Origin of the sequence: Halobacillus sp. B29, assembly GCF_052246755.1 — a bacterium.
GTDB classification, from domain to species: Bacteria; Bacillota; Bacilli; order Bacillales; family Halobacillaceae; genus Halobacillus; species Halobacillus halophilus.
The window spans coordinates 63,148-77,928 of sequence record NZ_JBQQCM010000011.1 but is presented as its reverse complement, the minus strand read 5'-3'; the positions used below and the strand labels follow the sequence as shown (position 1 = coordinate 77,928).

The window sequence follows — 14,781 nt, the reverse complement described above, 5'->3', positions numbered from 1 at the left end:
TATTTGAAAAGTTTTGTAAAAACATTCTAAATCGCGCTGTCACCGGAGATTAACATCCTTTCCTAAAAGCAGAACCAGCGCAAGAGCTGCCACAATGACAAAGACAAATACAATAGACAAAGGACGTGATACGTTTGCCCTTTTTACGGCTTCCCAGCGGACAGGGCGTATGCCGCTGATCGAAAAAATGGTAACTGCCGCAAGTAAAATCGACATTATATTTACCACAACAAGCAAAAAAGCTCCATACGCATTCATATAAGATCCATTTCCGAAAGACATGCCAAGAGCAACACTGGGCGGCAGCAAAGCAACAGCTACCATCACCCCGACAAGATTTCCTGAGAGGCGGTTCAGAAAGGCAAGCGCTCCTGCAGCTCCGGATGCCACCCCGAGAAAAATATCCACGATTGTAACTTTAGTCCGATCCAAGTACTGATCCGTGCCCATGCCCATATCCGTGAAATACCCAAAAAGCACCGAGACGATCAATACAATCGCTACCCCATAGATAGAGGTCACCACGGATTTCCAAAGCAGCTTATAATCTCCCAATATAGATGAAAACGCAATAGCGATGACGGGACCGATCATAGGAGCGATCACCATCGCCCCAATAACGACTGCCTCGCTGTCCTTCAGAAATCCAACCGTCGCTACAATAGCGGACAGGATGATCATAAGGGAGTAATTCATATTAATCTGACTGTTTTTTTCAACATAATTCAACAGTTCATGACGACTGGCTCTTAATAGAAGTGCCTGTTCTTTCTCAGACTCCTCATCTTCCTTTGCTTCTTTCGATTCTTTATGGAGGGTGTCTTTCGATAAATATGTTTGAACCGGGATAAGCATAGTCTCAAAACCTTCTACTACGTTCGATACCTCTTCCAGATAATCAAGAATTTCTTCTACTCCGCTCGTTTTAACGAGAATCCGGACAAGAGTCCGATCCTCGGACTCACTGGAAACCCAAAACGATTGATGGTCGTATTCCTTAAGCTTATCGTGTATAGAATCAAAATGATGGTCCGGTATATAAACTTCTATTAATTGGAGATTCATACGCTGCCTCCCTTCCATCCCGCAAACTACAATTTGTTAATAATGTGCCCCTTTTTCCGCATACTAATTACACGTTACTAAAGGAGGGATGACAATGGAGCATTCGACACTTCCGTTACAGTTGGATAACTACCTGGAGACTTTAAAACAGCGATTTAATGAGAGCCCTGACCTTGTTCAAAAAGTTTTCCATATAAAAGGGCAGGAAGTCGTGATTCATTTTATTTCCTATCAAATTAAGAAAGACCGCCTGGAAAGAGAACTGCTCGATTCCCTGACGAAGTCTGAAAAGCCTTGGTCGGTTCATGATCTTCAAAATAACATTCCTCTTGCTTCTTCCCAGACCATTTCCTCAATTGAAAAGATTGCGGAGCATATTATTCATGGAAATGTTGTCGTCTATCTTCCAGGCGGTAAAGAAGCCGTAGCTTTTCTGCTTCCTCAGCAGCAAACGCGCGCGCTTGATCGTGCGGAAAATGAATCTCTGGTGTTCGGCCCGCAACTCGCGTTTACAGAGTCTCTTGTTACCAACTTAAATGTCATTCGCTGGCGTCTGGACACGGATGATTTAGTTGTTGAAAAACTTATTGTGGGGGATCGGATTAAAAGTGAAGTAAGAGTTGTTTATCTTAAATCACTCGCCAATGAAGAAAATGTGGATACCATGCGTCAAAGAATTACAGACTTAAAGGTAGCAGAAGTAGAAGATACTAGTGTACTTGGGCAGTTAATTGAAGATTCCTCAAGCTCTATCTTTCCACAGCTTATTAATACCGAGCTTCCCGATCGCTTCTGCAACTCAATCTCCAAGGGCCGCGTGGGTGTGCTTGTGGATAAAAGTCCAACTGCTCTTATTGGTCCAATGACGCTGTTTAGTTTTTTTGAATCTACCGAAGATTTATATATGCGCTGGAATATGGGCACCTTCATAAGGCTCTTACGATTTATCGCTATGGCTCTTTCCATCATTCTTACACCTATGTATGTAGCTGCCCTCACCTATCATTATGAAATCATTCCCTCTTCTCTGCTTGTGTCACTCGGGCAGTCGCGCGCCATGGTACCGTTTCCACCTGTTCTCGAGGCTCTTCTGCTGGAGATGCTGATTGAGCTGTTACGCGAAGCCGGAGCCCGTCTCCCGACAAAAGTCGGTCAGACCATGGGTATTGTGGGGGGGATTGTTTTAGGGCAGGCGGCAGTTAAAGCCGGATTTACCAGTAACATTCTGATCATTATCATTGCGCTCAGCGCACTTGCTTCTTTTACAGCTCCAAGTTATTTAATGGGAACAGCGATACGGATCATTCGTTTTCCCATGATTATTCTTGCTGGTGCCTGGGGATTGATAGGCATCACGTTTGCTCTAAGCTTTATCCTCATCCACTTATTAAAACAAAAGTCGCTTGGGAGACCTTATCTTGCTCCTATATATCCGTACCAATGGAAGGACATTAATGATTCTCTTATAAGGCTTCCTTTTCAAAAAAATAATGCCCGCCCCCTGAATGTCATGCCTAAAGATACGGAACGCTTTGACCACCACAGGGCAGCTGAGAAAAAAGATGTGGATCCTTCATGAATACCAATTTAATCATTAAGTCCGATAAAACGGTGGAAGCCTTCTATCTTTTTTTCATCGTGCATACGCTACAAATTGGCGCAGGGCTTATGGGAATCCCACGTGTAATATTTACAGAATCGGAAGCTGATTCATGGATTGCTATCCTATTAGCTGGTATTTACCTCCATTTTGTAGCCTGGATTATGATCTTAATTTTAAGAAAGTATGACAATGCGGACATTATTGGGATTCAGTGCGATGTATTTGGCAGATGGCTGGGGAGAACATTAGGAATCGTGTACGTTATCTATCTTTTTTTTATCCTTTTAACCGTCATTAAGAATTATATAGAGGTCGTTCAAGTGTTTATTTTTCCGGAGATTCCTTTATGGCTTATGAGCGGATTCTTACTTTCTCTTATGATTTATGCTGTTCTAGGCGGATTCCGAGTAGTTGTTGGGACGTGCTTTATCTTTTTCCTGTTAACTATATGGATGGTGTTTACTCTCGCACAACCCATTAGTTATATGGATTGGGACCATTTTACCCCGATTCTTCAGACAGGTGCATATGACCTTATGAAAGGGGCATACAAAACAGCCTATTCTGTACTGGGACTGGAGATTTTATTTTTTGTTTATCCTTATATTAAAAATAAACAGAACATTGCGCTGCCGGTTCATGTCGGTTTAGCGTTAACCACCTTTTTAATATTGCTTGTAACCGTTGTGTCCATCGGTTACTTCAGCCCTGAACAGCTTAAAGAAACCGTCTGGGCCACCCTTTCCTTATTTAAGATTATCAGTTACCCGATCGTAGAGCGGTTCGATTTTATCGCCATTGCTTTATGGATGATGGTGATTATCCCTAATATAGTATTGTTCTGCTGGGCTTTGATCCAATCGTTAAAACGTCTGTTTCAATTGCCTGAGAAACCAAGTTTATATGGCGTGGCTCTTTTATTGTTTGGGGCTTCCATTCTGGTTGAATACCGCGTACACATTGATCAGTTAACCGACTGGACATCCACCCTTGGTTTCTGGCTGGTATTTGTTTATCCGGTGATTCTCTATCCACTCGTGCTCATTAGAAAAAGATTCAGGAAGGAAAATTCAATATGATGATTGGGAAGAGAATAACGCTGATCGTGATTCTCGCTTTTATATGCAGCGGCTGTATCCCAAAAAGTTATATTGAGCAGTTAGGTATTATTACCGCTGTAGGATATGACTTGGCAGGAGAGGACTCTTTAAGAGGGACGATGGTTATGTATCAATTCGATCCATCTACTACGAGTGCTTCACAGGTCGTAACCAGTGAAGCAACTACCTCGAAAGGGATCCGGTTTGAAGCGAACAGAATGACAAGCCATCGATTAGTATCTGGTCAAGTCAGGCTGGAACTTTTTCAGGATCAGTTGGCAGCCAAGGGAATGACCAGATATATGGATACATTGGAAAGAGACGCCAAAGTATCCGATATGGGTCTGTTAGGGGTGAGCGAGGTACCAACGGCTGATTTGTTGAAGCTGAATGACTCCAAAGAAAGTTCGAATTCAGGAGAATATATTAAGAAAATGATTGAAAAAAGCGTAGATAATGATGTACTGCCGGATGCAACGATCCGAACCTTTATGCATGACTATCGCGATGCTGGGATCGATCCCACCCTCCCGATGCTGTCTACTAAAGATGAAAAAGCAATGATCAGCGGCCTGGCACTCTTTCAGGACGATCGATTAACAGCCAAACTTTCACCACAGGAAACTTTCTATCTGCTGCTATTAAAAGACGAATATAAAGACGGGCAATTTCAATTGCAGCTTCCTGACGAAGCATTAAAAGAGTTCCATAAAGATACGCCTGGCCCCTCTGAGGAAGGTCCGCTTCACGTTTCTCTCCATGAGATTGACAGTGGATTGAACATTCAGCCTAAACAAGGAAACCCAACAGAGCAGAATGTAAAAATCACCATGGAAGCGCGGTTATTGGAAATTACAAAAGATGTGGATCTAAAGAATGAAAAGGCAATCCACAAATTAGAGAAGGAAATAGAGAAAAAAGTGAAATCAGATCTTGAACAATTCATGAATGTATTAAAAGAGAATCAAGTTGATCCTGTGGGGTTTGGCAAAGTCTACAATGCACAAAATCGTGAAAACCGCGTAACGAATGAAAACTGGCGACAGCAAATCCCCAATCTTAATGTATCATTCAATGTAAAAATGAAGCTTCTCCGCCACGGTACAGTTGAATAAAAAAACCTGGACAAAATGTCCAGGTTTAACCGAAGTAATCAAATTCATCCGGGTGTTTTCCAATTCGTTCGCCCGTGTGAAGCGCACTAATCTTTTCCATATCATCATTCGTTAAAGAAAAGTCAAACAAGTCAGCATTTTGTTTTTGCCGATCCTTGTTGGAAGACTTAGGGATAATAATGATCCCTAGCTGCCAGTGCCAGCGCAGAATAATCTGAGCTGCCGTTTTATCGTAACGTGCAGCAAGCTCCTGAAGCACGGGTTCATCAAAATAATTTCCACGTGCCAGCGGAGACCATGCTTCCACATGGATGTCACGGTCCTGACAGTATCTCAACAGATTTTCCTGATAGAGACGAGGGTGGAACTCAACTTGGTCCACTACGGGCTTCACTTGAGCTTCGTCCATAAGCTCCTCTAAGTGATGCTCCATGAAGTTACAAACACCGATCGCCTTCACGCGTCCTTCACGATACAGTTTCTCCATTGCTTTCCATGTCTCTGTAAATTTCCCTGGAACCGGCCAATGAATTAAGTAGAGATCTAAGTACTCAAGGCCGAGACGGTCTAAACTGCGGTCAAAAGCATCCAGTGTCTCCTCATAGCCTTGTTCATCATTCCATACTTTTGTAGTGATGAATAATTCTTCTCTTGGTACACCGCTCTCACGGATTCCTCTTCCCAAGCCGGATTCATTTCCATAAAAAGAAGCAGTGTCCAGATGTCTGTACCCTAGATCCAGGGCTGATTGAACTGCCCGTACCACTTCCTGCTCTTCTTCCATTTTATATACGCCCAGGCCAAGCTTCGGCATGGGCACCCCATTGTTCAATGTTACCGTTTCCGTTAAACTCACTGAATTCCTCACTCCTTTGCATTACTTTACCTTGATAAATTACCCTTGATGGCAATCCGTTCAAACATAACCAAAAGACGAAGGATGAGCGTGATTCAGTAAAAAGTCTTCCGGATATTCTCCTATTAAAAATAAACGGTGCAGAGGTCTAGTCATGGCAACATATAGAAGCTTCACATCGAGCGTTGTGTCTTGATAAGAATGACCTTCACTATAAAGAAAGACGACATCAAACTCTAATCCTTTCGCTAAATAAACCGGTAATACCATTCGATCAGTCATTTGACTCTGTGTCTCGTCAAACATCGTAAATCCCGCGCCAATATCCTCCAATTGCTCAGCGGCGAGTGCGGCTTCTTTTTGCGTTTTCGTTACTACGGCAAAACTCTTCATCCCACTCGCTTTAAGATCACTCAGCTTATCTTTAAAAATCTCCAGCCACCCTTGATTGCGATTGATAAACTGTGGTTTTTCTCCATGCCGAACCACAGGTTCTGCTTTTGGAAGGTTTTCAGGCATCAGCTCCAGTAATTCGTTAGCCAGATTCATAATCTCAATCGTGGTTCGATACGTTTTTTGCAATTTAAGATAATTAACGTTTTGAAACACACTGCCCATCAAGCTCTCCCACTCTTTCAAACCTCTGTAGCGATAAATGCCTTGTGCCAAATCGCCTACGATTGTAAACAAGTCTGTTTGGAACGCGTGCCTCAAACTGTACAATTCAAAAAAACTATAATCCTGCGCTTCATCAATGACTACCTTCTTGGCCTGATCCTCTTTTGCTATACCGGCAATCCAAGATTTCAGATAAAGGAGGGCCGCTAAATCTTCCGACTGGAGCTTCTGTTTACGCAAATAGTTCCGTGTCCACGCCCTCATTTGTTTCAGCTCTTCTGTATCCTGGTCAATGAACGAACGAAATATTCGTTCTTCATATAAATGAACATAGGCATCGAGCAGCTTCCATTTAGGATAGTTTTTCATAAAGGTCTGAAGAACCGTTTTAGCTTCCTTTTTAATTTCGTCCAGCGCCTCTTCTTTCCTTGTGATTAAGAAACTGACGCGCTTTTTCCTTTTTTCAGGATCTTTCATTCCAAAAAGCGCCCTGTCCAATTGATCGTCATATTTCTTGGCCAGAGTGGAGAGAATCTGCTTCTTTTTCCTGTTTAATTCACTGCGAAGAACGGCTTTAATCTTTTGAACTCTTACTTCATAAGGAAAATAATGATAGTGTTTATAAAATAATTGATTAATGGCTTTCGCACTCTTTAATTTGAACCCCGCCAACCGGAAGTCTTCACGGACGGTATAACTTGATTCAATGTACTTACTATACTGTTCCATTACTTCCTTAAAAGAATCGGAACCTTTATAGCCCGCTGACCAAAGCTCGGTCGAATGTCCGGAATTCCCGGCTTCCACCGTATTCATTAAGTTCATATGCTGAGTGGTGACCGGCCAGCTTATATCCGTCACTGCCTGAACAAAGTCAATAAAGGTGGTTTGTCGGGCTTTGTGAACCCCTAGCTCAGGCAGTACTTCCGATATGTACTGAATAAAAAGCTGGTTAGGTGCTAAAATCAGCATTTCTTCTGGCTTGAAGATATCTCTCATGGAGTAGAGAAAGTATGAAATTCGGTGCAGGGCAATCGTCGTCTTACCGCTCCCAGCTGCCCCCTGGACAATAATCGGCTTACGCAAGTCCGCCCGAATGACCTCATTTTGTTCTTCCTGAATCGTTGCTACGATTTCAGTCAGCCGGTTTTCTGCATTTTGAGAAAGAGAGTCCTGGAGAAGGTCATCTTTCGTCGTGATGTCAATATCGCGGAAATTCTCCAGTTCTCCTTCCTCGATCTGATACTGCCGCTTGAGGGAAACACGACCTTCATAGCGTTCTCCTTCCGCTTCATAACTGACTTCTCCAATTCGCCCTTCATAGTAAACATTCGCAAGAGGAGACCGCCAGTCCAGAATAATCGGAAGCTGTGTTTCACGATCAAACAAGGACATCTTCCCGATATAAAACACTTCTCTCTCGGGTTTTTCTTTACGGTGAAAATCAATGCGGGCAAAGTAAGGTTTCTTACGCAAACGATGAAGACTTTCCAACTGATCGGCAGACATTTTCATAAAATTCGCGTGAGACAGCATCTCCTGATACCTCAGACTGCTGTCCTTAAAGTCCAGCCTAGCTAACGTATCCTCCTGACGTCTTTTTAACGCCTCCTGGTCCGTTTCCTGAGCGGCGATCAGTTGATCCATATATGCTTTTGTAAAAGATAAACGTTCTAATTCCTGAGGATAATCGGGGTGTTGAGCGGCCATTTGTCATTCTCCTTCCCTTATATAGGACTGGCTTAGAGAAGTCTCGATCGTCATGATTTTATTTATTTAGGTTCTGCTAAACCTCCGTACTAATTCTTATAGATAAGCTCCCGTTTGTTGAAGACTCAGTTTCGAGATATCTCGTGAGAGAGTTAGGTCCTGCGGGGAACGACTCGCTTTCCGTGGGCATGTGCTGAGCCTCCTCAAGCTAACGCTTTCCGGGGTCTCACCGATCATGTTGATCCCACAGGAGTCTCCCCGTTCCCCTCCGGACCTGGCCGAATCTGATACTCGAAACCACCTAACACTCTATAAGCATGGGGTGATGAGGTTATTTTCATGTTAGGACGATGTGAAAAAGCTTGTTATGGAAGCATTTTAGAACCTATTTAGGAGGAGAACATTCTCTCTTGAAAAGGGTCCGTTATTCTCACATAGCCAGCCCCTCTCTATATCAGCAACGGACCTAAGATATCTCGAAACTGAGTCTTCAAGTAACCGGCCCTTTAGCGTAATAAATTTTTTAAAAAACTAACCACGTTTAGCAGATTGTTTATTTAAGAGGATTATTACATTACCATATAATATATGGAAGCGCAATCACGAATCAATAAAAAAAGCTGCCCCACTAAAGTCGGGCAGCTCTATCTAGTTTATTACTGACGTTTTTTATTTTCTACATACTTTGGCAGACGACTTTCAAACACTGCGAAGGAAAATACGCGCAGGAAGATAGGATATAAAGCGACGAGTCCTAAAATATCTCCGATAAATCCAAGAATATTGGTAGTAAACATAAGGACAGACAAGATAATCATTAAAACCGTAGTAACCATTCCAGTCAGCCCGTTAACCGGAGTCCATGCACCGGCAATAGTCTTCGTATCCTGCTCGAGCAATTCAAAGCAGCGATAATGATAAGGGCGTACCCTGAACCAGTTCGAAGCCGTGATAAGTTCATCTCGATCTCTGATCTCTTTGTAACAGTAACGACAGATGTTCGTGTTCATTGATCTACTCCTGAAAAAGGTATTTTTTCATTAACACACATTCATTTCCCTTTTCATTATAACGTAATTTATCCATAACTCTAAGCATTAATGTAATCCCACGCCCATTTTCATCCAAATCTTCTACTTCCGGAAACCAGTGCTTAACATCACTCGAAACCTGGTAAGGTCTCCAATCAAAACCATCCCCGAGATCCTGGACTCTGACAAGCATCGTCCTATTCAAAAATAATATCTTAAGTTTGATAGGTTTTTCACTACTCTCCTCATGCCCGTGCTTCCAGGCATTGGTGACAGCTTCTGAAATCGAAGCATCCACTAATAGTTGATCCTTGCCAAAGACAGACGTTAAGTGTGGATAAACTTCTCTTCTTATTTCACACAACTCTTTGGGGTGGTTGATGTTGACTTCATAAGATGTTTTCATCCTCCAACCTCTCCTCTGCAAAGTTGATCCCCGCTTAGCTTTTTCATAAACCTTGCTTTCTCTATAACGGATATGCGCCTTGCTGAATGGAAAAAACTTAGTGTCTTATGAACCGTATTCCCCAAAAACATGAAATTAAAAAGGTATTAAGCCTATAAAATAAAATAAAAAGGACAAGGCAGCCGATATACTGCCTTGTCACAACTAACTTTTTTCAAAATTTTGGATAACTTCAATAACTTTTTCTTTAGTCTGACCGCTTTGATAATGCTCCATTTTATCGATTAAAGCCTGTTTGTTATCCATTAAACGGTGGATTTCCTCTAAAAATCGATCATCTGTCAGTTCTTCTTCTTCAAGTTTGTGTGCAAAACCTTGTTTCACAAATGAGTCAGCATTTAAAATTTGATCACCGCGGCTCACTTTTCTAGATAAAGGTATCAGAAGCATCGGTTTATGAAGTGCCAGAAATTCAAATATGGCATTCGAGCCCGCTCGAGAGACAATGTAATCAGAAGCCGCAAACAGGTCCTTTAGTTCTTCATTTACATACTCAAACTGAGCATAACCAGCCCGGTTAATCGAAGCATCCTTATGATCTTTTCCACAAATATGAATGATCTGCACATTTTTTAATAAAGCATCTAAATTATTGCGAATTGCATCATTCAGCCGTTTCGAGCCGGTGCTTCCTCCCATAACCATCATCACTGGTTTCTGTTTATGGAAATTACAGTAAGACAACCCTTTTGAGCGCTTACCTTGAAACAATTCTTCCCTTACGACTGCACCAATAAATTCTGCTTTTTCTTTTGGAAGATAGTTCATCGTTTCCGGAAAAGTGGCGAGCACTTTTTTAGCAAAAGGAAAAGACAATTTATTCGCAAGTCCCGGTGTATAATCTGATTCATGAATAATGGTAGGAACCCTCTTCAGTTTTGCAGCAGCAACGACGGGTACCGAAACAAAACCACCTTTAGAAAAGATCACTCCAGGCTTCCGCTTGCCGATAATTGAGAAAGCCTGGAGCAGCCCTTTCATTACTTTAAACGGATCTTTCATATTTTCTTTAGATACATAACGTCTAAGTTTCCCAGTGGATATGCCGTGATACGTGACTCCATCAATTGATTCGATCAGTTGTCGTTCAATTCCTTCATAAGAACCAATATAATCAACTGTATATCCTCGCTTCTGAAACTCAGGAATCAATGCCAAGTTTACAATTACGTGGCCAGCGGTGCCTCCACCTGTAAATAAAATTCGTTTTTCACTCATACTCTTCCAACGTCCTTTCTATCCTGTTCATGCTAGGTATGCCTTCCTTATCTATGCTATAATCCTCGTATTCCTTTTAGCTCTATCAACTCTGGTCATGCCCTATTTAGGGAGTTTTACGATGCAGAGCAGGGGAATATTTTGCCTTAACAATACAAAAAACATCATTACTTACTCAGCCATTCCTCTAAAGGAATTGTAACAGAAAAGGACGGTCACGATGTATCAAACCTATACCCTTAAAGAAAAAATAAAATTATTCTCCACAATATTGCTCCCTATTCTAATCACCCAAATTGGCATGTATGCGATGAATTTCTTTGATACGGTGATGGCCGGTCAGGCTGGCCCGGATGAATTAGCAGGGGTGGCGATTGGATCCAGCATATGGATGCCCGTTTTTACAGGACTAAACGGCATACTCATGGCTATTTCCCCAATTGTAGCTCAATTAAAAGGAGCCCGCAGAGAAAAGGAAATCCCTTTTTCCGTTAAACAAGGGGTTTATCTCGCGGTACTCTTAGCTGTTCTTATTGGTTCCATTGGATTCTTTCTATTGGATCCCATTCTCTCACTCATGAACATTGAACCTTCTGTCCGATACGTAGCCAAATATTATTTAATCACATTAGGAATCGGAATCATTCCATTATTCATTTTCAATATCCTTCGCTCTTTTGTGGATGCACTTGGACTTACTCGTATTTCAATGGGCATTATCCTGCTTACACTCCCAACAAATATTTTATTTAATTACGTATTTATTTTCGGTAAATGGGGTGCGCCTGAGCTTGGAGGCGTCGGGGCAGGAATTGCCTCTGCTCTTACCTACCTTGTATCTTTTATTTTAATTGTACTTACCATCCACAAGCTCCATCCATTAAGGCATTATCATATCTTCAGAGGATGGATAGTTCCTTCATTGAAAGAATGGTGGGCTCAGCTGAAGATTGGCGTTCCGATCGGGTTTGCGATCTTTTTTGAAACCAGTATATTTGCGGCTGTTACTTTTTTCATGACCGCTTATGATACCAATACTATCGCCGCTCACCAGGCAGCGATTAATTTCGCTTCCTTTTTATACATGATGCCTTTAAGTATTGCGTTTACTCTTACAATTGCGGTCGGTTTTGAAGCAGGAGCAGGGCGGTTTACAGATGCAAGAAGCTATTCCTATCTAGGTATAGGCACAGCTGTCGCCATGTCCGTGGTGGCCGGACTTGTCCTATACCTCATGGACGATTCAGTAGCCAGACTTTACAGTTCTAATGAAACGGTGATCGAATTGACGAAAAACTTTATTTTCTTTGCGATCTTCTTTCAACTGTCCGATGCTTTTGGAGCCCCCATCCAGGGAGTTCTCCGCGGTTATAAAGATGTAAACATAACGCTGGTCATGGCGTTCATATCCTATTGGGTAATCGGGCTTCCAAGCGGGTATCTATTAGCGAACTATACGAGTCTCGGCCCCTACGGATATTGGATGAGTTTGATTATCGGCCTGACGGTCGGAGCCATTGCTCTCTTGTTCCGCATGCTCTCCCTGCAGCGTAAGAACATCGTCAAGAAACAGCCAGCATAAAAAGAGTCCCTCCACTATTTGGAAGGACTCTTTTCCTTTTAACTTGGCTTTGATAAATTACCATATTCAATTAAAGTAAAGCTCCTGTTTGTTGAAGACTTGATTTCGAGATGAATGGGTCCGTTACGTTAGATGGATAAGGGTTGGTGGGGAAATAACTCGCTTTCCTGTGGCCCTACACGATGTAGGGTCGATCGACGTTGCCACACGAAGTGGCGATTTTAGTCGATCCTCCTTTTTACCAGGAGCCTCCTCAGTCGTTTCACTCCCTGTGGGGTCTCCCCTAGATCCTTCTCCCACGGGAGTCTCATCATTTCCCCACCAACCCCACTATAATTCTGCGAACGGACCCTGCCAGAAGAGAATAGTTCTCCTCCTTAATCTGTATTAAATGCTTTTATGACAGGCTATTGTGCATCGTTTCACCCTGGAAATAGGTACAGAACCACCTGCTCTAATTCCATACCAGTTAAAGTGGTTTCGAGCTTCTGATTTGGCAAAGGCCGGAGGGGGATGATGAAGACTCCTAGGTTAAAAGCGGAAGCACCTTGGTCAGCGTCGTATGGACTGGACTGAGCTGGCGGAGATAAAGAAAACACGAAGAGCGGAGCGATTCGATGTTGCCTTATCGTACAGTAGTGAGGGAAGTCTCACTAGACGCTAGGGGCTGGAGCTGGATAGCTCTCCATATCGTTTATGTTCTGATATTTGATTAAGACTAAAAAAAGAGTAAGAACGGGATGAACATGATCGGTGAGATCCCGCAGGGCTGTTAAGCCCGAGGAAGCTCAGCACATGTCCGCGGAAAGCGAGCCGTTCACTGGAGCCCCTTTCACCAGACAATATCTCGAAACTGAGTCTTCAACAATCCGGCCCTTTTGTTTAATAATGGGCTTATGAAATCACGGACAAGGTTTTACAGAGCCCTTACTTTTGAGCTAGGTTCATTACGACTAATCGTTCTTCTGTCATTTCATCGATGCTGTATTTCGGACCTTCTTTGCCCCATCCGCTTGATTTCACGCCGCCATAAGGCATGAGGTCAACACGATATTGAGAAGAATCATTAATCATGAGTCCGCCAACCTCAACGTTTTTAGCGGCATAGAAAGCTGTATCAAGGTTTTGAGTGAATATACCGCCCTGCAGTCCATATTGAGACTGATTCACTTCGTTAATGCATTCTTCCATGTTGGAAAAAGGAATGATGGATACGACAGGTGCAAATATCTCCTCACACACAACTTTCATATCGTTTGTCACATTGGTCATGACCGTTGGTTTTAGTAAAGCCCCTTCTCTTTCACCGCCATAAAAGACTTCAGCGCCTGCATCTTTTGCTTCTTTGATCCAGCTTTCAGCCCTTTTGGCTTCTTCCTCACTAATCATTGGTCCAACGTCTGTTTCCGGATCGTTCGGATCTCCCACATTAAGATCTTTAATCGCATCTACTAATTTATTTTGGAACTCTTCTTTTACTTCTTCATGGACGTAGATACGCTGTACAGAAATACAAACCTGCCCAGCAAAAGCAAAGCTCTTAGCAGCAATATTAGCAGCTGCTGCATCCACATCTGCTTCTTTATCCACGATAACAGGCGAGTTGTTTCCAAGTTCTAAAATCAATTTATTTAAACCAGTATTCTGCTTCAGCTTCAGACCGACTTTAGCACTTCCGGTAAAGGTGTACATATTGATTCTTGAATCTTCCATCATTTGATTTCCTACAGTAGAGCCGGATCCGACCACTACATTCAAGAAACCTTTGGGAAGTCCAGCCTCTTCAAATAACTCTGCCAGTTTTAGAGCAGAAATCGGAGTCTTACTCGTTGGTTTTAAGACGACCGCATTTCCGGCAGCAATAGCTGGTGCTATTTTGTGAGCCACCAGATTAATTGGAAAGTTGAACGGGCTAATTGCTCCAACTACACCGACAGGCACTTTAATGGTAAATGCCATGCGATTCTCTGAACCTGGAGCTGCTTCCACCGGAACGCCTTCCCCGTGTACACGTTTTGCTTCTTCTGCTGATAGCTCGACCGTTTGAGAAGCTCGGTCAATTTCGGTGCGTGTCTGTTTCAACGGCTTTCCGGCTTCCATAGTCATATTCTGAGCTAGTTCTTCTTTATTTTCGAGGAGCAGTTCACTAACCCGCTTTAAGATTTCGTAACGTTTATAGGGGCTCATCTGATTGTTTTTAAACGCCTTCTGAGCTGCCTCAACCGCCTGGTTCACTTCTTTTTCAGAAGCTTTGGCAACTTCTGCATACTTTTCCTGAGTATATTTATTAAGTACTTCTAATTTATCATCCGTATCGATCCATTCTCCATTAATATAAAGTTTATAGCTTTTTACCATTAATGATCTCTCCTTCATATGGAATCTATTACTATATTTCCTTTATATGTGAACTATAA

General features: G+C 42.5%; 11 protein-coding genes. 4 read left to right on the top strand and 7 right to left on the bottom strand.

All coding sequences use genetic code 11. From position 1 onward, the window contains the following. Positions 1-39: 39 nt before the first annotated feature. Positions 40-1,065, bottom strand: coding sequence for a TIGR00341 family protein (locus ACTWP7_RS14480; protein WP_443123795.1), 1,026 nt, complete (start codon positions 1,063-1,065; stop codon positions 40-42). 94 nt (positions 1,066-1,159) lie between these two features. On the opposite strand from ACTWP7_RS14480, the gene ACTWP7_RS14475 reads away from it, so the two are divergent. From ACTWP7_RS14475 to ACTWP7_RS14465, 3 genes are read left to right on the top strand one after another with little or no spacing between them, the layout of a single operon-like run. Next, a complete protein-coding gene (locus ACTWP7_RS14475) occupies positions 1,160-2,644 on the top strand; it encodes a spore germination protein (RefSeq protein WP_443123794.1) in 1,485 nt (494 codons plus the stop codon). Next, entirely contained in the window at positions 2,641-3,747 is a 1,107-nt protein-coding gene (locus ACTWP7_RS14470) for a GerAB/ArcD/ProY family transporter (protein ID WP_443123793.1), read from the top strand. The genes ACTWP7_RS14475 and ACTWP7_RS14470 overlap by 4 nt, the downstream gene beginning before the upstream one ends. After that, positions 3,744-4,883, top strand: a complete 1,140-nt coding sequence (locus tag ACTWP7_RS14465; protein ID WP_443123792.1) for a Ger(x)C family spore germination protein — start codon at positions 3,744-3,746, stop codon at positions 4,881-4,883. The genes ACTWP7_RS14470 and ACTWP7_RS14465 overlap by 4 nt, the downstream gene beginning before the upstream one ends. Positions 4,884-4,908: 25 nt before the next feature. On the opposite strand, the gene ACTWP7_RS14460 is transcribed toward ACTWP7_RS14465, so the two are convergent. The 5 genes from ACTWP7_RS14460 to ACTWP7_RS14440 all read right to left on the bottom strand — a co-directional run bounded on the left by ACTWP7_RS14460 (position 4,909) and on the right by ACTWP7_RS14440 (position 10,782). Beyond that, on the bottom strand, positions 4,909-5,739 hold the full coding sequence (locus ACTWP7_RS14460; protein WP_443123791.1) for an aldo/keto reductase: 831 nt from the start codon (positions 5,737-5,739) through the stop codon (positions 4,909-4,911). Between the two features lie 60 nt (positions 5,740-5,799). Continuing rightward, on the bottom strand, positions 5,800-8,067 hold the full coding sequence (gene helD / locus ACTWP7_RS14455; protein ID WP_443123790.1) for an RNA polymerase recycling motor HelD: 2,268 nt from the start codon (positions 8,065-8,067) through the stop codon (positions 5,800-5,802). A 656-nt stretch (positions 8,068-8,723) separates the two neighbouring features. Continuing rightward, positions 8,724-9,077 (bottom strand): hypothetical protein, encoded by a 354-nt coding sequence (locus ACTWP7_RS14450; protein WP_014642376.1) that lies wholly within the window; start codon positions 9,075-9,077, stop codon positions 8,724-8,726. A 4-nt stretch (positions 9,078-9,081) separates the two neighbouring features. Beyond that, positions 9,082-9,504, bottom strand: a complete 423-nt coding sequence (locus tag ACTWP7_RS14445) for an ATP-binding protein (RefSeq protein WP_443123789.1) — start codon at positions 9,502-9,504, stop codon at positions 9,082-9,084. 204 nt (positions 9,505-9,708) lie between these two features. After that, positions 9,709-10,782: an undecaprenyldiphospho-muramoylpentapeptide beta-N-acetylglucosaminyltransferase gene (locus ACTWP7_RS14440; protein WP_443123788.1), complete on the bottom strand. Its 1,074-nt coding sequence runs from the start codon at positions 10,780-10,782 to the stop codon at positions 9,709-9,711. A gap of 220 nt (positions 10,783-11,002) precedes the next feature. Here ACTWP7_RS14440 and ACTWP7_RS14435 point away from each other — a divergent pair, with 220 nt between their 5' ends. Then, positions 11,003-12,364: an MATE family efflux transporter gene (locus tag ACTWP7_RS14435; RefSeq protein WP_443123787.1), complete on the top strand. Its 1,362-nt coding sequence runs from the start codon at positions 11,003-11,005 to the stop codon at positions 12,362-12,364. Positions 12,365-13,291: 927 nt separating this feature from the next. Here ACTWP7_RS14435 and ACTWP7_RS14430 read toward each other — a convergent pair. Then, positions 13,292-14,722: an aldehyde dehydrogenase family protein gene (locus ACTWP7_RS14430; protein ID WP_443123786.1), complete on the bottom strand. Its 1,431-nt coding sequence runs from the start codon at positions 14,720-14,722 to the stop codon at positions 13,292-13,294. Positions 14,723-14,781 lie beyond the last annotated feature (59 nt).